Raw genomic sequence first — 25,142 nt, 5'->3', positions numbered from 1 at the left:
AATAAGCCTTATAGATTTTCAAAGCTGTCCAAGCTTTGACGTTGTGATTTCTTTTTCTTTTTATCTTTGTCTTTGTCCTTCTTGTCTTGGACAAGCACAACCTTCTTCACCTCTTTTTTAGGGGTTTGAGTTATGTCTAAATCACGAATCAGCTCAGTGATTGACATGTTTTCATTTTGCACGTTGTCATATGCTGATTCGTCGATATCAACAAACTCAATAGTTTCTTCTTGTTCTTTTTGAGCTTTCTTTTCTTTTTTAGAAAGTTTAGCTGTTTTTTGAACTGAATCTGTATCAGATTCATCTTCAAGTAATGATTTAGATAGATCTAGATTAGCAAGTTGTTCTGAAATATCATCAAAACTTGATTTAGTACTAACTTTGGGTTGTTCTTGTTCAACTTCTGGTTGTTGTTCTACAACTTCAGGTTCTTGTTGAACAACCGGTTCGTGATCAACTACATCACTTACTTCAACTTGATCTTCATCAAACCCTTGATCAACTTCTTCTTCATCTTGAACAACTGGTTTTGCTTGATATTTAGTAATATCAATCATCTCATAGCGTTGTTCTTTAGCTTCTTCAAAGATGTGTTGAACATCAACCTTGATGTCATCATCTCCTTCAACAGCTGTTGAATAAGAAATCAGTGGAGTTTGAATCGAATCAAATTTTTTGAATGGTAATCTAGAAGCAATCTTAGTTCTTCTACTATTACGCTTAAACTGATCTACTAAGATTGCATTATCAGTTGGTGCGTAGTTTAGTGGAACTACGTTGATATTATCTTCAATTGCAGCGGATTGAGATTTAAAATCAATTGATCAACCGGTCATGTAAGATAGTAATCTTACATTAATACCAGCTCTACCAATTAAGAATGGTAAGTATTGATCTTCAACAATAATATCAACACTCTTATCACGTTCTGAGTCTTCTAAGATATCAATCCCGATGATATCAACAGGATAGCAAGCATTCGCAATCAATTTGAACACATCATCATTTCAATGGAACACGTCGATTACTTCATTACTTACTTTAACCCCAGCTGAGTGTTCAATTAAGTTAGCTGCAATCGACTTAATTCGTATCCCGCCATCTCCTAAGATTAAAGTAACTGGGTCAATATCAGGGTTATTAGATAACACTGCTACCTTAGTTTTTTGACCAGCCACTCTTTGGATTGCTTTAATCTCAACAATCCCTTCTTTAATCTCAGGGATGTTTTCTGTTAACACATGTTTAACATATAAAGCATCTGATCTAGATACTACTAAAGGTCAACTCTTAGATTGTTCTTTAATCTGAGTTAGTACAAAGTCATATTCAACATCACTTTGTAACTCTTCATTAGGCACTCAATCACGCTTATAATAATAAGCGTAGATTCCACCTAAATTAACTAATAACACGTTAGGGTTATTGTCATCTTTTTCCACAGTACCCCTAACGATCTTATTAAGTTTAGGTGTTCATTCAGATACTGCTTGTTTATTTACTAGTTCAGATAGCTTTTGTCTGAAGTATTGTGAGATATTAGTAGCAACTACTCTTGAGAAATCACTAATACTTAGTGATTTCAAGAAATCATCACCTACACTAATTGTTGGGTTAGTTGCTAATGCATCTTTTAGATGAATCTCATTAATTTCATCAAACTCTTCTTCAGCAACACTGTCTTCAACTACTTTATATAATTTAAAGATCTTTAATAATCCCAGATCAAAGTCGATCATCAGATCGATTCTTTGATCAGGATCTTCTTTAGCGCAAGCGCGAATAATCGCATCTTTTAAGATTGTACTGATCTCTTTTTTAGATATATTTTTTGCTTCAGCAACCGTCTGGATTGCTTCTAAAAAACTTTTATTATCAACACTCATTACTTATTTAATAAAGAAGCGACAACTTAACGTTGTCGCATTCATATTTACTGTAAGTATTATACAAGAAAATAATTAATCAGTTAAAAATAATTTTTAACCGTGTTTACTATTAGCTTGGATTCTTTTATCTAAAAGATCTTTGATCGCTAATAAGACTTTTCTCTTATTTAGCTTTCATTCGGTTGATCAGATGATGAAGTGTTTTCATCCTCTGTTCTTTAAGAAGATGTTGCGATATACAAAACTTTCATTAAAGTCTGCCATTCCCTTGAATGGTTTGATATCAAGATCAATTACTAAGAATGGTACTTCGTCATGATAGATGACGAAGTCAAAGTTGTATGATCCGTTTTCAACGTTTCTTTTAATACTAAAGTATTGACCAAAGGCTTTTTCAAGGGTTGATTTAACATCGTCAAAGATTAAGGCTTTGTCTTTTAGTTTTTCTTCGATCTCAGTTGTTTGACGATCATAAGTTGTGTAGTCTGTGTGGTTAGCTACACTTTCACAATAACTTAAGTATTCAACGAATAATCGGGTCCCAGCTGAAGATGAACCCCAACCGTTGTATTCAACCGCTTTGTTGGTTTTAAACAACTCGATCCGATCTTTAGCACGGGTGATGGCTACGTTTAAACGATTAACTCCATTGGTCGTGCTACTAATTGGTCCATAACTAACAACGTTCTTATCATAAGCAACTGAAAACATGATGATATCACGTTCATCACCTTGAACGTTTTCAACTGATTTAACAAACAACCCAATGTATTCACCATTATCATTATTTCGTTCACGTCATTCTTTGATTAATGGATCATTAAGTTTATCAAGCATTAATTCAATTAGATCTGCTTGGCTACGGTTAAAAGCCACAATCCCAATACTCTTTTGATAATCTGGGGTTTTTGTCAAGCGTTGAATTCTTGAAACAATTGCTTGAGCTTCCGGGATATTCTTCCGATCTTTTCATTTACCATCAGTGATCTCATGAACAATAAACGACTCTTTTTGTTTGATTGCTTTGTTCATGAAGATCAATTCATTATCATAAACATGATCATTGGTAAATGCAATCAGATCACCAAAGTTAGAACGATAGTGATATCTTAAGACAACATTAATTCGACTACGTTCTTTTAGATAATGAATTAAGCTGACTGCATTAACCGATTCTTCTACTTCTAATAACTCTTCTGCTGCAATCTTATCAAGTGCTACATCATCATATTCTGAACGAGATGAGAAGAAGCTGGTTGGTTGTAATTGCTTGGTATCACCAGCAATAATATACTTTTTAGCCCGATATAAAGCCGGGATCGCTCGTTCTAAAAACACCTGACTAGCTTCATCGACAATTACATAATCATAAAGATCTTTTTGGTTTTCTAATAAGATTGAAGCTGTTTCAAACGACATGATGTGGATCTTAAACATCTTTTTAATGATCTCACGATTCAGTTTGAACCATCAAGCTATATTCTTAAATGACTTCTTACGTCCTTGACGACAAACATCTAATAAAGCAACTTTATCTCTTCGATAGAGATCATAAAAGTTTTTGATGATCTCAGCTTTTAGATTACGTTTACATGATTGAATGTAAACATCCACATCAGAACTGTAATTTTCAGTTAAATTATCAAGTGCTCCTTGAGCGCTATTTAATTTACTTAGATAAGCTCCCGCATGGTTTTGCACAAACCATGAATTAAAGTATTGGCGATGATACTTTTTAATATCAATCTCAAGGTTCTTAAGAATAGTACGTTTCTTAGTTTCAGACTTATATTGTTCTAGTTCTAAAAAACTGTTAATCTGTTGAGTAACCAGTTTAGCAGACTCAACCAGTTTTTCATGAGGTCTAAAAAAGAATGGAACTCGATATTCGTTTTTAACGATCCCTTTTTTCGCATATAAATGGATTGCATACAATAAGGTCTTAATATCATTAGGATCGTCTTGATAGATCTTTAAAAAGGTAGCAAAATTACTTGCTTTTCATTTGGTATCAATCTCATTATATAAAGCAATATACTCTTGGTGTTTTGCCATCCAATTTTGGTTAGTATAAGTTTTTACTCATTCATCAAACCTAGTGTAATCATCAATATTAATATGATCTACATCCATTGGTTTGTAGTTTAATATTAGGTTTAAAAAAGAATAAGTATTATCCCCAGAATTGATTTGGTAATTATAGATCTTGTGAATGATATAAGATTGTTCTAAATATTGGTTTAGATAATCTTTATCAAAGGTTGCTTTGGGAGTCTTGTGAACCTGATCGTAGTAGTTTTCACTAAAATAATTCTCATACTCTGAGAATTGACGATAGAACTTACTAGGTTCTTTGTTAAGACTTGGGACATAAAGTGCTAGGTGTTTGAACTTCCCTAGACGGTTGTAAACAACTTCTGTAGCAGTTGCTTTTTCACTAACAAATAAAGCAGTTTTACCTCTTAGTGCAATATTAATAAGGATATTTAGGATTGTTTCAGACTTTCCCGTTCCTGGTGGTCCTTCAATTACTACATCACCTTCTAGAGCGTGTTTAACTGCTAGTTGTTGGAAAAAATCTAAATGTGAAGTTAGATAAATATCACTTAACGAGTATTCGTTAGCAAACTTTTCGTGGTTGAACAATAAGTCTTTTTTATTATTAAAGATCTCATCAACCACTTGTGGTTCTTTATCTAGGATTTCGGCAAAATCTTTTAATAACTTATCACCTTTGATGTCAAAGTTACCCAACACAACATTGTTAACAATGTGATTAAGTCCGCCTTTTTCTTCTCACTTATCCAAAAAGGCTTTTTTGGTAACATCTTCAAACTTTACCAATTCGTTGGTAGTTGGTTTTTTAAACCCGATATCAAACGATCTAAAGATCTCTAGTGCGTGTTCAAAATCTAATTTAGAACTATCGTATTTGTTCTCAAATAAGATTCCACGCTTACCAGCTTCAATCGCTAAAATCGTGGTGTTAATCCAAAACTCAGAACGATTGATCTTTAAAACAACTTTTTGAAACTGATTAACTGGACTTAAAAGTACTTCAACATATAAAAGAGGCGCACGATAACTATCACCCCATTGGTTACACCCTTCAATTATTGGTAAACCAATAAATAAAGAAGTGTCACCTGTTTCACGTTCTTGCTTGATTAATTTGGTATAGATCTTACTGAATTCTTCAGTATAGTTTTTATATAACTCTTTAGCTGTGTCAACATCAAAAAGTTGACTAGCTTCTTCATCTGATAGCTCACGAAGTTTTCTTAAATCTAATTCTAAAGTATCATTACTATTCAAATAAGATAAGATCCCTTTGATTGATAGATCAAAGATATTAGAGGTTATTTTTAATAATAACCCAATATCCATAACAGAACTACCTCTTGAACGAATTCAAAAGGTGTTAGATTGGGTCTTATTATTAATTAACCGGTTTTTTAATCAAGTTCAATCGTTAGCCATAAATTAGTACTTTATATATTTTAGTATAAGCGAATTTTTTCATCTTCCTTCAAGTCGCCAAAGACTTGGTACTTAACAAAGTAGTCTCAGATTTTCTTATTTAACTTACATTTTATCTTTAGATCTGCTTGGGATCTAAAGCCTTCTTCTGTTCGTTTTTTAACTATTAGTTTGGCAATTTCATCACCAAGACCATTAATCGCATTAAATGGCGGATAGATCTTGTTGTTTTTAACGACAAAGTTTAGTGCTTCAGAGTGTTCTAGACTTACTTGTTCAAGTTTAATCTTGCGTTCTAACATCTCTAGATAAAGTTCGTATGTTGGAAGGAGATTTTCATCTTTTTGATTTAATGTAATTTCGCTTTTAGTCTTACCAAACTTACTTTTACTAAGTAATGATTTAATATCGTTATAACGTCTACTAATAGCTTGGATCCCACCATTGATACAAGTTTCGATATCATGCTCTTTTACTTTAAAAGAATAGATTGCTGCATAAAATGCTTGAGGGTGATGAACCTTAAATCAAGCAATCTTTCACGCCATCAAAACATAAGCAGTCGCGTGAGCTTTTGGGAACATGTATTTGATTTTATTACAAGAATCAATGTAATCTTGTGACACATTAAATTCTTGCATAATCTTTTCATACTCAGGTTTAAGTTTTCTACCTTTTCTTACATCTTCCATAATATTAAATGCGATCTGGTTCTCAATACCTAATGAACTAAGATAAGTCATAATATCATCACGACAAGCGATTACTTCATTAAGTTTATAACCTTTATTAACAATTAGATCAGCTGCATTGTTAGCTCAGACATCAGTACCGTGACTTAATCCTGACACTCGGATTAAATCGGCAACTGATGCAGGTTTAGCAATCTTTAAGATATCTCTGGTAATTCTAGTCCCAAATTCTGGAATTCCTAGTGCTCCTGTTGAACCTTTTAAGATTGGATTATCATTAACATTTTCAAGACAATGGTCTAAGTTAAATAATGATAATACATCTGGATCATTATTGGGAACCTCTTCAGGTTTTACTTTAGTAGTGTCATAAAGATACTTTAATATCGTTGGATCTTCTTGAGATAAGATATCTAGTTTTAGTAAAGTGTCATGTAAATATTCAAATTGAAAGTGCGAAGTCTTTCATTTTGAAGATTTGTCATCCGCTGGATAGTTAACTGGACAGAAATCTTCGATTTCTTTATCTTTAGGGAAAACTAAAATCCCACCGGGATGCTGACCAGTAGTTCTTTTGATTTCGATCATCTCAGAAGCATATCAACCTGCTAAACGTTCAGACGCTTCCTCACCCATAGTTTGTTCAAGATAATCTTTAGCAATCTTATATGCGGTTTTATCTTGCATCGTTGAGATCGTTCCACATCTTGTGGTGTGCGATTCTCCAAACAGTTCACGTACATAATCGTGAGCTTTAGCTTGGTAAAAACTTGAGAAGTTTAGATCAATATCAGGGGTTTTTTCACCCTTGAAACCCATGAATGAAGCGAACGGGATATTATGTCCTTCACCTCTCATCTCACCATCACAATCTGAAGATTCACATGGCATACTAACTAAATCATGACCATCATCAACATTGTCGACAAATTTAGTTTTTTTACATGTCTTGCAATAATAATATGGTTGTAATGGATTAACTTCTGAGATTCCTGCTAGTAGTGCCACGACAGATGAACCTACTGAACCCCGTGATCCTACTAGATAACCATCATCATTAGATTTTTTAACTAATAAATGAGCTAATCAATAAATGATTCCGTAACCATTTTTAATAATGGCGTTTAGTTCGTATTCGATTCTTGATTTGATGATTGGATCTATTTCGTCTCCAAACAATTCTTTAGCTTTATTTCAAACTAATTCAGTTAGTTTATCATCAGATCCTTCAATCTTGGGTGGATGTAAGTCTTTAGGGAATGGTAATAATCCTTCGTCGTTGAATAAGTTAGAAATCTTTTCACCATTACGGTAGATTAGTTTATCTAAAATTTCTTGATCTTTTATAAAACTAAAGTCATGAAAAACTTCATTATTTTTTCTAATGTGTAAATCAGGAACATTTTGATTGGTTTCTAAATCACGATCATAAAAATGATGTAACTTTTTACCGGTGATTTCAGCTGAAATCAAACAATCATAAAACTGTTTTTGTTCTTTTTTTAAGTAGTGTGGAGCTGAACTAAAAGTATATAAAATATTCTCTTGTTCACAAATTGATATGATTCGATTAATTAAATCGTGAACATGAATTCATTCAATATTCTTTTTGTAAATATCTTGTTTAAATAATGAAGGTAAAGGAATTAAAACAAAACTGTGCTTTTTAATTAGTTTTCTTAGATTTTCATCAGAATCATACTTAGCAGCATGAACAATATGACCTCTAATTGGATGAGAGGATATTAAAATATCATCTTTGTATTTTTCAAGATCAGATCAAAACAATTTAGGTGAACCATAAAACTGTGTTGTTGATGCTAAACTTACTAGCTTGTAAAGCGCTTTTAAGCCCTTAAGATTTTTAGCATAAACAAGCGCTTTTCTTAACCGAATACGGTTAAATAAGTTTTCGTTTGTTTGAGAAGTTTCATCTAAGTCCTCTTCATCGTTTTTCTTAAGATTTGCCGATTTTTTTAATGATTTTTCACTCAGATCATTCAATAATTTTTCTTGATGATTTAGATCTAATAGTGATCTTCATTTTTTAGCATAAACCTGTGATAACATGATCATCAAACATTTAGCTAAAAGTTCTGTATCATAGTTAGCTCGGTGTGCAGATGACTTATCATATTCATAACCAAGCTTGATGGCAAGATTTTGTAATGTATAACGTTTGAATTGATAAAGTTGATAAGCCAATCTTAAACTATCTAACATTGGGTTATCAAGCGGTTTTAACTTATATTTATCTAGTTTCGTATTAATCCAAATAAAGTCAAAATCAATTCCGTTATGTGCAACTAGTACATCATCCTTTTGGATAAAGTTAGCAAATTCTTCTAAGACTGTTTTTTCATCTTGAGCATCTTTTAGATCACTGTCTCTAATTCCTGTTAGTTGAGTTGTAAATTTAGATAATGGTTTTGTGTTCTTAATGAATTTCTCAAATTTACCAACTTGAACAAATTCTAATTGTTTATTTGTTTCATTAAGTTCAACCTTAACTCTAACAGCTGCTATTTCAATAATTTGTTCATAATAAGCATTTAATCCAGTCGTTTCAATATCAAAGATAACGAAGGTTAATTCGTCTAGTTTTAAATCTTTATTGTTTTTAACTATGAAGTTACGATCATCAAAAAGTCCCACTTCAAAACCATAGTGAACTTTAGTTTCACTATCAGTTTTTTCTTTTCATGAAGCTAAATCAGCAAATGCTTGAACAACCCCACTATCAGTTATTGCGATATCTTTTAATTTGTTATCATCACAGAACTTTTTTAGATCATCAACATCATTAAGTCCATCATGAACACTCATTTTAGTGTGAAAAAAGAACTCGCGACGATTTGTAAAATCTTCAGGAGTTGGTTTTAATCATTCAGGTAGATCGGCATGTTCTATTCTTAAAATTTCAGTGTATTTCTTATCGTCTTTACTAGATGTAATCCGTAACTGGATTTTAATCCAGTTACCAACTTTAAACTTGTCTAAATATTCACTTGTTAAATGTTTAGATCTGTTGATCCAACTAAAGATTGTTACTGCACTATCTTTATCTGCTAAACCTAATCTCAGGGTTTTATTTGTTCCGCTCTTACGATAATCTATATTATAGATTTTGGCTCATAAAGTTGTTAAAGAAGCAGTTTGATTAGGATCAAAATCTTTGATTGGTGTAATTAAACTAGAATCAAGGATTTTGTTTTTTTCTATACACTCTTCTAGACTATAACCATCTTCCTTAACAACTTTATTAGTATTAGTCTTAACTTTAGGTTTTCTTGGCTCTTCTTCAGATTTAGTACGATTCATAGCCACTAAATTTAAATCTAATTTTGTTGTTAAATTAATCTGATAAAAACCTAGGTTTTCTAACTGATCAACTAATCATTCCAATTGTTGATCAAACTGGTTTTGTAATTCCTTATTACTAAAAACGATTTGATAAAACTTTTCATTAACTAATTCAATCGTTTCTGCATAAAAACCCTGGTTTTTATGACTCTTAAAAATCTCTTGGATCGTACTATGGAGTAATTTACTGCTTCATAATGATTCATCTAAAATAAAGTTAAACTGAAAGTAAGGATCTTTACTTTTATTAAAAAAGTTACCTACATAATCTAAGTAGGTTTGATATAAATCAACAGTTAAGGGTTGATTAAGAATAAAACTAATATCAAGCGTTTTTTTATTCTCACCAATCTTTTTAATTGTTCTAACAGTACTCTTTTTAAGAAAGGTTAATAAAGGGTTGGGAATAGCTAACTTATTATTAAGATTGTCAAAAAAACTTTTTATTTCTTTCTTATTCATTCTATTCCTCTATCTTTATTAAGCTAACCAATTATTATCGTGTTAATGACACTACCTACTGAAACCCATAAAACTAAAACAACACCAATAATCGTCGTTCAGGTTCACAATTTTTCGTTAATCTGTTTTTTAGTTACTTTTTCATAAGTATATTGAACAATCTTAGAACCATCTAATGGTGCAATCGGAATAAAGTTAAAGATTGCTGTAGCACCATTGATTGAGATTAATGAAATTAATAGTTGTTGAACTGAAGCAGTACGTGAACCAAATTTCATCATCTCACCACCTCCTCCTGGGAAGATTCCACCCATATCTTTAGGTTTTCAAGCTTCGTATAAAACAAACCCTTTACCTAGATTAATAAAGATGTCTCTAAAGAATTTTGATAGATCTAATACTGCATTAGAATAGATGGCTGCATAAACTCCTAGAAAGATTCCAAAACTAATGAAGTTGGCTAAGATCCCACCAATCATAATCAAGATCTGTTTTCAATACCCAATCTCTTCTAGTGCATGGGTATTTTTGGGTTTTGGCATCAGATAAAAATTATAGTTTTTGGAGTTAGGATCATCTAGATATATCTGACGCAGTTTGGTGCTTTCTAGCATCACAAACGCCCCAGCCAAAATCGCCCTAAAACTAACGATCATCTTCTTTTTATTTAGATAAAAAGAAAATAACGTTGGACCAATCCCGATTGAAAACTCCTTAACGTGCACCTTATAAATCCGTGCGAAAATATAATGACCAAACTCGTGTACAGTTAAGGTCGTTATAATTGAGAACACTAAGATTAATATTAATAAGGTTAGATTGGTGTAATAAGAAGGATTCATCGTTATTTATCTAAATAAGCATATTTGCTTGATATCGCTTTTTTAATTTTAAATATTAAATCGTTTATTTGCCAGATATCATCAATTTTTTTATGTTGATAGTTTCAATAAAAATCACTGATCAATTCAGTTATCTGTAAAAAATTGATCTTTTGTTTTTGAAACAACTTAACGACATATTCGTTAATACAAGTAAGAACTGCTCCTCTTGTGGTGTACGGATTTTTTAATATATCATAAGCAATTTTAAATATTGGATATTGTTCAAAATCAATTTTTTCAAACTGAATTGATTTTTGATAAATATCTAGTGCCTGCACAATATTAGTTTTATTATCAAACTTAGTCAATGCTGACTGAATTGCTCAACGCATGTCGTTGGTTGTAGCGTGAAAATGAATTGAATTATCTTGATAAACAACACCAGCATGGATTGTTGAACTTCTTTCAACAACCGGGATAATATCCTTAACTTTAAATAGATGATAAGCTTCCACGATCTCATAAACCTTGTTTATGAAAGTAGCTGAATTTATTGAGATCTCAGCCCCCATATTTCAATTAGGGTGATTTAATAGATCTTTATAAGTTAGTTTTATAAGCTCTTCTTTATTCTTATTAAACTGTCCAGCTCCAGATGCTGTGATAATTAACTGTTTAATCTGGTTTTTCTTCTTATCTTTTAATAAATCATAAAGTGAACTGTGTTCAGAATCAATCGGATAGATTTTGGTATTAGTATCTTTTCTAATTGCTTCTAATTGAGAACCTGCTATCACTAAAGATTCTTTATTAGCTAACAATAAATCTTTCTTTTTACTAAGAGCTAATAAAGAAGCTTCAATCCCATGATAACCATTAATGGCATTAATAATAACTTTAGGTTTACTTTTATCAATTAGTTCAATTAAACTACCTTTAATGTTTTTATTGTATTTAGGATCACTATGACATAAAACATAATTAGGATTTAATTGTTTAAGAATATTATTAGCTTCATCATGATTTTGATAATAAGAAAAACCAACTAGTTGGTACTTTAGTTGGCAGATCACATCAATTGCTTGTTTACCAATTGATCCAGTTGCTCCAAGCACTAATACTTTCATAATAACTATCTTACTGAACTAATAATGATCTGATAAAGGATAAAAGCAATAAATACAAAACAGAATCCATCGAAGCGATCTAGGATTCCACCATGCCCACTTAGAACGTTTGAATAATCTTTAATCTGATATTTTCTTTTTACATAAGAAAAATACAGATCTCCCAGGATAGCAGTTGTTGCTAGGATTAAGATAGCAAACCCACAAAATACCCATCAAAAGATGATGAAGTTGTTAGTAGCTTGATAAAAGGTGATGTAATAAATATTTACCAATAAATTATGAGGATCAATTACATCAAGGGGTTGTGTACTTTTTGTAACCATTCCAATGATAATTGGAAGTGCATAAAGAACACTAACCACAACCATTAAAAAGACTGTGGTAATAATTCCATAGATTGCCCCAGCTCAAGTTTTATTAGGACTAATCTGTGGAATCATTTTGGTCTTACCAAATCGTTTGCCAAATAGATAAGCAAACGAATCGATCATGGCAATGATTGCGACTAAATATAAGAACGTTGTTCAACCTTTATTAATTAAAACGTAATTAATTCCATAAAATCCTAAACTAAAGACAAAGAATAAACCAAATAAATGTAGTATGTTGTTTTTATTTAAACCTTGGTTAAGTTTTAAAAGGATTGGGTTAAGGATTATGTTTATTACCAAGACAACTCCAACAACAATTATGAAAATTATGTTGTTAGATAAATCATCATGATTAATATTCATGATGAGATCAGGTTTAGCTACACTAAATTGGATTAGAACAATGTTGATTAGATTACTGAAAAAGAAGTAAATCGAATTAAGTCAAACAATAAATCTTCTAGTCCACTTGTTCTCTTTAAAGAACAAGTTTCCCATCTCTTTCAAACCCAAGAAAAAAACGGTTGAAACGATCAATAACACAATCCCACTAAACAAAGTGCGAATACTTGCATTAAGAACTGTATCAACCAACTGGTTATCAACTAAAATAGGTCTTAGCGGTGATCAACTATTAAAAAAATCAGATAAAGAATTAAAAATAAACAATAAAAGATAAACACCAACTATAACAATAGTTGATATTAATCTATCATTCTTAGTTGGTAATTTATCTTTTAATTGTATTCCTATTCTCATTATAGGCTTAGTAAGTCTTTTTCTTTTTTAGCTAGAATACCATCGATTTGATCGATGTATTTTTTGGTAACTTTATCTACTTGTTCTTCAAAATGTTTGTTTAGATCTTTATCAGCAATCTTATCTGATTTGATCTTATTTAAAGTATCACGACGGATAAAACGGATTTCTTGTTTAGCTTTTTCTCCAATCGCTTTAACTTTTTTAACGTTTTCTTTACGGTTTTCTTCAGTTAACATCGGTAACTTAATCCGAATCTTATCCCCATCAACTACTGGAGTTAGATTTAAGTTAGCTTTTAATAAAGCTGATTGAATCGGATTAACTGAAGATTTTTCATATGGCTTTATTAAGATCTCTCTAGGTTCAGGAATTGATAAACTTGCCATCTCAATTAATGGTGTTGGTTCACCATAATATTCAGCTCTTACATTATCTAAGATCTGAAGGTTAGCTCTTCCTGATCTAACCTTAGCTAATTCACTTTCAAATCAATTAATAATTGAATTAGCATTTTTATCAAAAAAATCCGAATATGTTTTAAATTCCATAACGTTTAATAGATTAATTAGTTATCTTTGTGTGTTTGTTTTTATTTTCAATCGTTTTAATAATTGATTGTTCAGCTTCAATATTAAAAATTAATAGCTTTAAGTTATGATCCATTGCCAAACTAAATGCAGTTAGATCCATAACACGCAATTGATCACTTAATGCTTGTTGATAAGTGGTGTGTTCGATAAATTTAGCATCCTTGTTCTTTTTAGGATCGTCCGTATAAACTCCATCAACACCATCTTTACCAATTAGAACTAAATCAGCATTAATCTGGATCGCTCTTAATACGGTTGCTGTATCAGTTGTAAAGTGAGAGTTCCCTGTCCCACCTGCAAAAAAGGCAACCTGACAATCACTAAAGATATCAGCTAAACTCTTTGGATTAATCTCATTAGTTAATCCTTTTACTTCTAGTGCTGATAAAACTTTAGTTTTTAATCCTAGTGATTGTAGTTTTGATTCTAATAGCGTTGAATTAATTACGGTTGCTAACATCCCGATGTAATCAGCCTTATTGATTTCAACACCAAAATCTTGGGCCAGTTTACCCCTGAAGATATTTCCTCCACCAACGATTAAGCCAATATTATATTTATTAGCTAAGATTTTTAGTTGATCTGCCAAATTATTAATCTTTTGATAAGAATAGCAATCATTGCTATTCTTATCTTGTAATGAAGCACCGCTAATTTTAATAATGATATTTGGCTTTTGCATCTTGATCAACCTTAAATCTACTTTATTTCATCTGAGCTTTTACTTCGTCAGCGAAGTTGGTTACTTGTTTTTCAATCCCTTCACCAACTTCATATCTAATAAAGCTTAAGATTTCCACATTTTTAGCTTTAGCAGCTTGTTCTACAGTTTGTTCTTGGTTAACTAAGAATTTTTGGTTAACTAAACAAACTTCTTCAAGGATTTTGTTGATTCTTCCATCAATAATTCGACCAACGAATTCTTTAGGTTTACCTTCTGATAAAGCTTGAGCTTCAGCGATTTCTCTTTCTTTAGCGATGAAATCAGCTGATACATCTTTTTGTGATAAGAATTTAGGGTTAGATGCAGCAATGTGCATAGCTAAGTGTTTTAAGAATTCTTTATCATCAGTTTTTGAAGTTTTAACAATAACCCCAATTCGGTTATTAGAGTGTAAGTAAGTTGCTAATGAATTGTCTGCTTCTTCTTTAACTAAAGCTACTCTTCTTAATGAAATCTTTTCACCAATAATAGCTGTTAAATTAATTTGGGTTTCACTTACTGTAGAACCATTTGCTAATTTAAGTTGTTCGATTTGTGCTACATCAGTAAGTTCTTTAGCGTGAACTAAATCAACTAATTCATTAGAAAAAGCGATAAATTGATCGTTTTTTGTCACAAAGTCAGTTTGTGAGTTGATTTCTAAAACAACCGCTTTTTGATCAGCTAACTTAAGTTTGATGATTCCTTCAGATGCAACGTTATCAACTTTTTTAGCTGCTTTAGCAATTCCGTTTTCTCTTAATCACTTAATTGCTTCGTCGATGTCGTTATTTGTAGCTTCTAAAGCTTTTTTACAATCCATAAAGCCAGCTTGAGTACTAGCTCTTAGTTGTTTAATTAATTCTGTAATTGATGCCATATTTTCAATAATATATTATACCATTTTTATTAACATTTTAATTGGGTTAACTTTTCATAATTTTAGCTAAATACCGTGCTGTGTAAGAACTATTTGTGTAATTATCCACCAATTCTTGTGGTGTACCAGCACAGATTAAATAACCACCATCATCTCCACCATTTGGACCAAGATCGATAATGTGATCAGCAACCTTGATTAATTCAAGGTTGTGTTCAATCACGATTACTGAATCACCGTTATCAACTAATCTGTTTAATACAGATAATAATTTCTTAATATCGTGAGCATGAAGTCCAGTTGTTGGTTCATCTAAAACATAGATCGTATTACCAGTCGCTTTTCTTTGTAAGTATTTGGCTAACTTTATTCTTTGAGCTTCTCCACCTGAAAGTTCAGTGGCATTAGTTGATAATTTCATATAGCCTAAACCAACATCACACATTAACTGAAGTTTGCGATTAATTGCTGGAATCGTTTTAAAGAATTCAAGTGCTTCTTGACACGACATTTCTAGAACATCATAGATTGATTTGTTTTTATATTTGATTTCAAGAGTGGCTTCATTGTACTTCTTACCGTTACAACTAGAACATTTAACATAAACATCTGGTAAGAAGTGCATTTCAATACATTTAACCCCATCACCTTGACAATCATCACATCGTCCACCTGAAACGTTAAATGAAAATCGAGATTTGGTGTATCCTCTTGCTTTTGCTTCAAAAACATTAGCGAACACTTCTCGGATATCATCAAATACACTTACATAAGTAGCGGGATTTGATCTTGGTGTTCGACCAATCGGATCTTGGGAAACTTTAATTATTTTATCGATGTTGTTAATCCCAATTAATGATTTATATTTCCCTTCTTCAACATGTTTATTAAATAAAGCTTTTTCAATTCCATTAACCAATGTTTGGTTAATTAAAGTTGATTTACCACTACCTGAAACTCCAGTAACAACCACCAACTTGTTAAGTGGAAACTCAACATTAATATTCTTTAAGTTATTTGCACTTGCACCTTTAAGAATGATCTTTTGACCATTACCTGGATGAAGTTTTTTAGGTAATTCGATCTCTAATTTTTTAGATAAGTACTGACCTGTAAGTGAATCTTTATTTTTCATCACTTCTTCAACAGTTCCAGCTGCTACAACTTTACCACCATAAGTCCCAGCGCCAGGACCAATATCAATTAGATAATCAGCTGACATCATTGTTTCTTCATCGTGTTCAACAACAATTAAACTATTACCAAGATCACGCATTGATAATAATGTCTTTATTAACTTATCATTATCTTTTTGGTGCAACCCAATTGAAGGTTCATCTAAAACATATAACACCCCAGATAATCTAGAACCAATTTGGGTTGCTAACCTAATTCGTTGCGACTCCCCACCTGAAAGAGTCGAAGCATTTCTTGATAAGGTTAAGTATTCTAACCCTACATTAACTAAGAAATGCAAACGATCTAAGATCTCTTTTAAAACGAATTTAGCAATCTTAGTTTTTTCTTCATTGAACTCTAAACCTAGAATAAAGTCTAACGCTTTATTAACATTAAGATTGGTAAATTCGATAATATCAAGATTATTGATCTTAACACTTAGTGCAGCTGGAGATAACTTCTTGCCATCGCAAGTTTTACACTTCTGTTCAGAAGTGTATTTAGAATAGTTATCTCTAGCCATAGAACTCTTAGTTTCTAAATGACGTCTTTGAATTAATTTCGCAATCCCTTCAACATAATCTAGACGTGAACTAATTCCGTTACGATTAGCAGATTCAATCACGATCTCAATCGGTTCATCTGAACCTTCTAATAAATAATTAATCTCTTTTTTAGATAAATCCTTAATTGGAGTATTTAGATCAATCCCATAATGGCGAATAATCGAATAAAAACGTTGTCAGTCCTGAGACGACGTATTAATTCGATTCTTGAAATAATCTATCCCACCTTCATTGATCGATAATTCCTTATTAGGAATAATCTTATCAACATCAGGTTCATAGGTAAAACCTAAACCCTTACAATAATCACATGCTCCAATAGGGCTATTAAATGAAAACAATCTAGGTTCTAATTCAGGGATAAAGAACCCACATTGATCACATGAGTGATTTAATGAAAACTCATATTTATCACCGTCATTAGCAATAATCTGAATTAACCCATTACTTACAGTTAATGCGGTTTCAATCGCATCAGTTATTCTTAGCTTAGTTTGATTATCTTTATTAAGGATTAATCGATCAATCACGATACTAATATCGTGTTTTTGATTTTTATCTAATTCGATCTTATCATCCAAACTATAAACAACACCATCAACTAACACCCGCATAAAACCTTGTTTGTAGAATTTCTCAAACTCGTTTTTAAACGTTCCTTTTTGTAACTTAATAACGGGTGCTAGAATTTGCAACTTACTTTCGTCTTTTAATTCTAAAACCTGATCAATGATTTGTTTGATTGTTGTTGTTTTAATCTTGCCATGCCCATTAATACAATAAGCATCCCCAACCCTAGATCATAATAATCTTAAGAAGTCATACACTTCAGTTACTGTTCCCACAGTTGATCTAGGGTTGTGCGATGTTGATTTTTGATCGATCGAAATTGAAGGTGATAACCCTTCAATTGAATCAACATCAGGTTTATCATTATTTCCCAAGAACTGACGTGCATAAGGTGATAATGATTCTAGATATCTTCTTTGACCTTCGGCATAAATTGTTTTAAATGCCAAAGAAGATTTCCCACTACCTGATAGACCAGTGATTACCACCAACTGGTTTTTGGGAATATCTAAACTAATATTTTTCAGGTTGTTTTGTCTAGCACCAACGATGCTGATATAATTGGCTGAATCTTTTTTATTCTTTTTCATTAGAATTTTCTAATCCCTAAATCGTTCATTAGTTTTGAATCAGAATCATTAAGAATGATCGCTGTTTGTGATTGGTTTTGATATTTTAATAACAATCCTTTAAAGACATTGTATTCATGTTTATTCTTTAGATTAAAGTTCTCAACAAATAACAGTTTGGGAGCTTTAGCAAACTTAGATAGTAAATAAACTGTGATTGCATCTGAATTTGATAAGAATGATAGATAACCATAATTGATCTCTTCACTAATACCAACATCTTTATATGAACGATATAAATATAGTTCAGTTAAAATTTTTCTTAATTTTTTAGAACGATATTTGATTGGTTTTCAATCTATAAATAGATCATATAAATATTCCCAGCGATTGATAATTGCTAAATAGTAATTTAATTTAGAACTAATCGTTCTAATATCAATCGCGTCCTTAGTTTTTAATAACTTCTTTTTATACAAGATCTTATTAACTAGTTTAATGTTACGATACAACGTTTTGATCGTGGTTTTTAATTTATTAAACGATTCAAAATGCAAACGTTGATCGTTCATTGTATTTTTAGATAAGTAATCAAGTTTATATTGTTCTTGTCTAGCTTTGTTTTGTTTAATTAATTCTTTAATATCAAGAATCTTAGCTTCTACTTCTTTTTTATAAGACTCTGAATTAAATTTTATATAAGCATCAGTATTTAATTTTTGTTTAACATCTGTTGAGTGTTGAACAACATATTCATCATACCTGGCATTAATCTTGGCATTAATCTTGCTGTTATTATCTAGATATTTCTTATATTGCAGTTCAAACTTTTCTTTCAGAGTTTTACTGTAATTCTTAACATCAAAGTTAATTTTTGGGAAATTGGTTAAACTATCAGTTTCAATTTCAATCTCGTCAATAAACCCTTTAGTTTGGTTTCAAATTAATCTTGTTGCTCAATGAATGTTCATTAAGTTGCTATAAAAGCTAACCAATGGATTCATTTTATATGAATCCATGAATGCTAAAGTTAATTTGAAACTAAACGCATTAATATAAAAGATGATTGCTTGAATCTCGTTACGCGAAGTTTTAGATAAATTTAAATAATAATGATATAGTCGTTGATAACTATTAATTGATAGTTGATAGATTTTTTCTAAAACGTTTTTATTAAACAACTTTTTCGTATCATCTCGATAAACTCTAGTTTGATACTTGTTATTAAACAACTTATAAAAGTCATAACCGTTTAGGTGTAAACGGTATAACTTAATTGATTCTTTAAAGTTAAGTTTTAGTCTAGATAGATACAACCGTTTTTGGAACAACTCGTTAAGATATCTTCCATAATTTAGTTTGTTTTTTTCAACTAGATCAACAATTAAACTGTTGATCTCTTGATCACTTTTATGTAAAGAGATCTTAGCAATCTTTCTAAATTTGTATCTTAGATCTGAATATAAAAAACCTAATTGACGTTTTTCTTTTAGATTAATTGTTTTTTCAAAATCATGAATATGTTCGGTTCTTTTATCAATAAGTTTTTTAACTTGATTAATAAACTTATTGATATCGTCCATATCAAGGTGTGTGATTCAACGAATCTTTTTAATTACTTTAGTAAGCTCATTTGCTTTGAATCACTCTGATAAATAATAGATCTTATCAGCATAATTAAATTCGATAAATGCTCTTGATTGGTTAAACGTAGATTGTTTATTTAGACCTTTGATGTAACTATTCAAGATCATTTTTAGATCTCGTTTTTGTTTTTTATTTTGAACAACTAATTGCTTAATCTCATTAGTTGTTCTTTTGATTTCAGCTAACTGTTCTACAGAATAAGGTCCATATTTCTTGTTAATTTTTAAATTAACAATTCTTTGTTTTAGATTCTTAATCTGATCTTGTAAGAAATAAATATGTGAGATCTTTTCAGATGTTTTTTGTGCGTTGATTAAGCCAACGTTTTTTTCATTAATCAGCTTAAAATCTTCATCATAATTAGTTAATGAATCTACTAATTCATCATAATTACGTTTTAATAAATTAAAGTGACTTAAGTTGATATCTTTAGCATTATAAAACTGATCGTTGTAAAGTTTGATGCTTTTTTGTAGTTCAACAAACTTGTTATTATTTTCAGCAAAAGCATCAAATAATTTAGCTGCTAAGATCTTCTTATGAAAACTAAATTTCGATTTTCATTTATTAACAAACTGATCCTTAACGTCTTTAATTAACAACCCGTTGTAAAAATTGTTAAACAAGGTCGTAATAACATTTTTGTTACTACCTAAAAACTTATCATAATCATCTTGCTTAACATTAACAACTAAAAGCTTAGCTTTTTTCTTAGAAAAAGCACTCGTATTAGACAAGTATTTTAGGTTATCTAAATATACTTGTCCCGCAATTGGTTTATTAGTTTTATTAAGGATTAAATATAACTGATATCAAGAATTAGCTTTATCTTTTTCGATCTGAATCTTGTCATATTGATGAAAGCTAATTTGACTAATTTCTTCTAGCTTTTTTAAGCCATTCTTTGCTCAAGTGTAATAAAAAAGGTAATGGATTTCAAAAAAAACCGGTTCGTGTTCAAAACTAAAAAATCCATTCATTAAGTCCATCTAGTTACCTATATGTGCTTATCTAGTTCAGTGTTTAATTTATCTTCAGCTAAGAAATTAACGTGTTCGAAAACTTTTTGTTTATTCTTAAAGATCATATATACTGGTACGATCTTAATAGCTCATTGATGATTAGGTTGATCTTCTGCTCAGATCTGTTCTTTATCAACATCAATTTCATACCAATCGTATTGGTCTTGTCTTTGGTTTGCCACCTTTTCAATAATCGGTGCATTCATCTTGCACACACCACAATCTGCTCAAGCAAACTTAACAAAAATTGGTTTGGTATTTGTTTGAATTAATTGTTCTAATTCTTTTAAACTAATAGTTTTCATAATCTAATACTCTTTAATACTGTAATGTCTTCTTAGATCTTCTAATACATAATCTTCAACAAAACAAGATAGACCTCTAGTTAAGGTAGATCTTGATTTTGGATCAACGACATAAAAATCACCATTCTTATGAAGTTTGTATAGATCTTTATTATTAACTAATAGATCAGATTCTTCAGGTGTATCAACCCTAAGATTGATTATCTTACCATAATAAGTGATTAGATCATCATCTACTAAAGCTTTAGTAATTTGGTTAGCTACTAAAACTAGATAAACATTGATCTTATTAGCTACCTTATAAATATACGAAATAATTTTAAATATATTTGAAAAATCATAGTCTAATAGATCGTTGATATCGTTGATACAGATGACAAAATCCTTAATCTTTTGATTAGGATTTTTATCATTATATTCATCGATTGTTTCAAGATTATTTTCTTCTAAAATCTTGTTACGATATTTCATCTCGTTCATGATTTTTTCAAAGAATTGGTTTGTTTCTTCGATTGAGTTAATTGGTGGATAAACCAAATGACCTAAAACATCTAACTTAGATAGTTTTGAATCGGGCAGATCGATGATCGCTAATTGTAAATCGGTTGTAGGTTTACTGATCGCTAATGAAATTAAAGATGAAATCGTACAAGCAAGTTTACCTGAACCCAACCCACCAATAAATAAAAGACTTTTCTCTTTTTTTAGATCAAAATTGATTGGATTAAAATCTTGATCAATTCCGATTGCACAATTCAATTGGTTTTTTGTTGTTTCATCGGGTTTGATCATCACATCAACTAATGAAATCTTACTTTCATTAAATGCTTTGGTGTAGAAATAAACGATATTACCTTTTTGGTTAATGCTGACAACATTACTTTCAAAGATATCAACAAACTGTTTATCCAAATTTTTAATTCTTTTGATCTGTTTACGATCACTGAATTCATAAGCAAGACTAACTTCAGTTGGTCCACATTTTTTATCAATTAGTTCAACATCTAAGTTTTCTTTCTTAAACAACTGTTCAAGTTTTTCAACAATCACTTCTAGTAGTGATTGATTTAATTCACGTTCATTAACTGATTTTTGTCTGATCTCAGGTAACTCTTCTTTTACTTGAGATTGATGAACTGGATTTGAAAAACCCGATTGGTGAGTATCTAAGTTTTGATTACCATAATACAGATCATCGATCTGTTTTTCTTTAACAAAACTTTCTTTGTCTTCTTCAGAATTATTTGGAACTACTAACGCTTTATCATTATTAGTTCTTCAACGTTCATAAAACGGAGTGAAGTTTTTATTAATTACCCCACCAAGAACTTTGATAAATTTATTCTTTAATTTAACAAACCCTTTAACGTTGTAATAGATCCCGATAAATAAGATGATGATCGTTAAAACGATTAATGCTAATTCAACTGCAATTAATGCAGGGAAGAATGCATTAACTGCAATAAACAAACTGTTAATTAATCCACCAGAGATTAATAACGGTGCATCATTTTGTCACAACCACTTACCATGTATTCATAATGAGTTAGTTCATTTCATGAAGAACTCATTCACATAAGTTGATAAAGTGATCTGACTAATATTTGTTAAATAAAGTGAATAGTGAACTATTCCAAAAATTAATAAGATGAATAAATCTACTAATAAGATAAACAACCAAAACATCTTGGATTTGTGAATCTTATAGATGATTGGTTGGCGAAACGCTAAGATAATTAAAACAATAAAACTCGCAAGATAAAAGATGTACTTAGCTGTTCCAAAGAACATTAAATCAAATACTAAACCATCTAAAAACTCACCAAAATAAGGTGCTCTTAGAAAGCTTAAGAATAAGGTAATGCCAATAAAAATAACAATCGTTAATCTAACGATGTAGTTTTTATCAGATACAACCCCTCTTAGATTAATTTTTTTATCTCTTAATTCACGATTCATATTGTTAAATATTTTATCCCTAGTTTTCTAATTCAACAACACTGGTTATTACCGCTGCATTCTTAAATAAGCTCTTTTCAAAGATCTTACCTACCAATTTACGGATAGTTTTTTTGAATTGCGTGTAATCATTCATCGTGATGCGTTTTTTCATATTCTTTTCAATACGATCTTTGATATCTGAGATGAATGTAACTTGCATCGTTTTAACTTGGGTTTTACACTTAGCGATTGCATCATTTAATTTAGCTGTTTCATCACTAACCCCATAGGTTTGGATATCAATTGCATCTAAGAATTCCATCCTTTTACTTGAGAAGTACATTGCTAATACAACCACACCATTAGTACCCATTTGGAATCGTTCAGATAAGATCATTGATTTAACATCTTGAACACCAGCTGAATCAATACACTTAGAATTTAAATGTAATTCTTCGTGTTTGTTTGTTAATTTACCATTAACAAAACTTAAGATCTCACCATTGTAAAGTAAGATGGGTTTGTGGTGCTCTTTGAAATTTCCAGTTTGGTTAACCACTTCAAGGTATTTAACAAATTCTTTGTATAAACCTTGAATTGGCACAGCATATTGAGGTCTAAATAAGTTAACTAAAAACTTATGGTCCTCGTTTGAAGCTTTAATTGGTAACACCTCAGAACTTAGACGTTTATAGATCACATCACAACGTGCAATCTCATCTAAGATCTTAGCTTCATAACTTTCAAACCCAGCAATCTTAGGTGTTAATAAGATAAAGCGATCTTGCTCATCTAGTTTTAATCGTTTATCTTCACCAGTAGCTATTTTAGCTAACTGGTTATATAGATTATGTGGAGTGTTTGCAACAACAATAATGGCATCTTTAGTGTTGTTCATCTCACTGATTGGCATCGTTTGCAAATCACGTGAATTAAACATATTCTTCTTAATGATTGTATGGAATAAGTTTATTGATGATTGACTATAAACAATGAATGGTTTTTGGTGTTTTCTGGCAATCGTAGCTGCTGTAAAGATCGCATAAACATTATCATCATAACAAGCAATAATGCTTCGACCTTTACAATCGTTCATGAACTTTTCAATTGCTTGTTTAGAACGATGATTAGGACTGGTATTACTAACATTTTTACCAACTTGTCCAGCACCAACAATTAATAATAAAACCTTCTTATTATTAACTAACATTTTAGGATCCATTAGATCCGAACTAAATGTTTTGTTCTTATCATTAACCAAGATGAAATCGTCGATATAAACGATATTTCCATCTTGAGTTGATAAGCTAAACCCATAACTATAAGGGATTGATGAAAATACTCTAAATGGAGTAACACTGACATTATCATTGATCTTAAACTCTTTTAATGGGTTTAAAACAACGATATTAACATATTTCTTATATGGCTCATAATCGTGTTGTTTGTCCATAATACTTTCAATAATCGTTTTACCAATTAATGAAGTATAGATCGTTAAAGTATGAGGTTTTAATGACTTTAATAAATAAAGTAATGAACCTAAATTAGATTGGGAAGGATAACCAATAAATAAACCTTTAACCTTCTTTTTATGATTAATGATATAAGAATAATCAGGGATCAGTTGTTCAACACCTAATAGGCTGTTGATTGGTACTAAACTCCCTGCATTAAATAAATAGATATCATCATTGACTTCTAGAACTGAACAGTTCTTGCCCTGTTCGTCCTGTCCGCCTAGGGTGAAAAAATTAATTTTAGCCATATTGTTAATAATTAATATGAATATATCAATAAAAACAAAAAAGGCACACAAATTTGTGTGCTTTTTCTCTTTATCAGTAAATTAAGAATGTCTTAATTCTAGTTCTGAAATCAAGTTTCTATAAGCGTTCAAATCGTTTCGTTTTAAGTAATTTAATAAGTTCTTACGTTTTGAAACTTTTGTATAAAGACCACGCTTTGAAATGAAGTCTTTTTTGTTCTTAAGTAGGTGTTCTGTTAATGACTTAATTTCTTCTGTTAAAACAGCTACTTGAACAAAAACACTGCCAACATCTGCGTCATTTTTTTGGAACTTCTTGATGATTTCAGTCTTTTTATCTTTTGATAATGCCATTTATTACTCCGAAAAAATTGTTGATATTGAGAACATCATTAAAATTATATCACACATTTAGATTTGACAACTAAC

At 30.7% G+C, this 25,142-nt stretch carries 15 protein-coding genes; all 15 read right to left on the bottom strand.

The annotated features are described in order from the left end of the window. Positions 1–8: 8 nt before the first annotated feature. Positions 9–1,886, bottom strand: coding sequence for a transcription termination factor NusA (nusA, locus tag H3143_RS00490; RefSeq protein ID WP_182078895.1), 1,878 nt, complete (start codon positions 1,884–1,886; stop codon positions 9–11). Positions 1,887–1,982: 96 nt separating this feature from the next. Continuing rightward, complete coding sequence (locus tag H3143_RS00485) at positions 1,983–5,369, bottom strand: AAA domain-containing protein (protein WP_182078894.1); 3,387 nt, start codon at positions 5,367–5,369, stop codon at positions 1,983–1,985. Positions 5,370–5,389: 20 nt separating this feature from the next. Beyond that, positions 5,390–9,886 (bottom strand): PolC-type DNA polymerase III, encoded by a 4,497-nt coding sequence (locus H3143_RS00480; protein WP_182078893.1) that lies wholly within the window; start codon positions 9,884–9,886, stop codon positions 5,390–5,392. A gap of 23 nt (positions 9,887–9,909) precedes the next feature. Further along, entirely contained in the window at positions 9,910–10,728 is an 819-nt protein-coding gene (locus H3143_RS00475; protein ID WP_182078892.1) for a site-2 protease family protein, read from the bottom strand. A 2-nt stretch (positions 10,729–10,730) separates the two neighbouring features. Then, complete coding sequence (locus tag H3143_RS00470; protein ID WP_182078891.1) at positions 10,731–11,837, bottom strand: 1-deoxy-D-xylulose-5-phosphate reductoisomerase; 1,107 nt, start codon at positions 11,835–11,837, stop codon at positions 10,731–10,733. 5 nt (positions 11,838–11,842) lie between these two features. After that, entirely contained in the window at positions 11,843–12,970 is a 1,128-nt protein-coding gene (locus tag H3143_RS00465; protein ID WP_182078890.1) for a phosphatidate cytidylyltransferase, read from the bottom strand. Next, positions 12,970–13,521: a ribosome recycling factor gene (frr, locus tag H3143_RS00460; RefSeq protein WP_182078889.1), complete on the bottom strand. Its 552-nt coding sequence runs from the start codon at positions 13,519–13,521 to the stop codon at positions 12,970–12,972. The genes H3143_RS00465 and frr overlap by 1 nt, the downstream gene beginning before the upstream one ends. A gap of 13 nt (positions 13,522–13,534) precedes the next feature. Further along, positions 13,535–14,245, bottom strand: a complete 711-nt coding sequence (pyrH, locus tag H3143_RS00455; protein WP_182078888.1) for a UMP kinase — start codon at positions 14,243–14,245, stop codon at positions 13,535–13,537. A gap of 22 nt (positions 14,246–14,267) precedes the next feature. After that, positions 14,268–15,146 carry a translation elongation factor Ts gene (gene tsf, locus H3143_RS00450; RefSeq protein ID WP_228444798.1) on the bottom strand — a complete coding sequence of 293 codons (879 nt, stop codon included), beginning with the start codon at positions 15,144–15,146 and terminating at the stop codon, positions 14,268–14,270. 46 nt (positions 15,147–15,192) lie between these two features. Beyond that, positions 15,193–18,051 (bottom strand): excinuclease ABC subunit UvrA, encoded by a 2,859-nt coding sequence (gene uvrA, locus H3143_RS00445; RefSeq protein ID WP_182078887.1) that lies wholly within the window; start codon positions 18,049–18,051, stop codon positions 15,193–15,195. Continuing rightward, on the bottom strand, positions 18,051–20,666 hold the full coding sequence (locus tag H3143_RS00440; RefSeq protein WP_182078886.1) for a hypothetical protein: 2,616 nt from the start codon (positions 20,664–20,666) through the stop codon (positions 18,051–18,053). The genes uvrA and H3143_RS00440 overlap by 1 nt, the downstream gene beginning before the upstream one ends. 8 nt (positions 20,667–20,674) lie before the next feature. After that, on the bottom strand, positions 20,675–21,004 hold the full coding sequence (locus H3143_RS00435) for a thioredoxin family protein (protein WP_182078885.1): 330 nt from the start codon (positions 21,002–21,004) through the stop codon (positions 20,675–20,677). Positions 21,005–21,007: 3 nt separating this feature from the next. After that, on the bottom strand, positions 21,008–22,963 hold the full coding sequence (locus tag H3143_RS00430; RefSeq protein ID WP_182078884.1) for an FtsK/SpoIIIE domain-containing protein: 1,956 nt from the start codon (positions 22,961–22,963) through the stop codon (positions 21,008–21,010). A gap of 19 nt (positions 22,964–22,982) precedes the next feature. Next, the gene (locus H3143_RS00425) at positions 22,983–24,713 is read right to left on the bottom strand and encodes a ribonuclease J (RefSeq protein ID WP_228444797.1); all 1,731 of its coding nucleotides are present in this window, start codon (positions 24,711–24,713) and stop codon (positions 22,983–22,985) included. Positions 24,714–24,794: 81 nt separating this feature from the next. Further along, the gene (gene rpsO, locus H3143_RS00420) at positions 24,795–25,067 is read right to left on the bottom strand and encodes a 30S ribosomal protein S15 (protein ID WP_182078882.1); all 273 of its coding nucleotides are present in this window, start codon (positions 25,065–25,067) and stop codon (positions 24,795–24,797) included. Between the last annotated feature and the right edge of the window lie 75 nt (positions 25,068–25,142).

This window comes from Mycoplasma tullyi (genome assembly GCF_014068355.1).
Lineage (GTDB): Bacteria > Bacillota_I > Bacilli_A > Mycoplasmatales > Mycoplasmoidaceae > Mycoplasmoides > Mycoplasmoides tullyi.
Note: the sequence above shows the minus strand (reverse complement) of the source record. Positions and strands in the feature narration are given on the sequence as shown.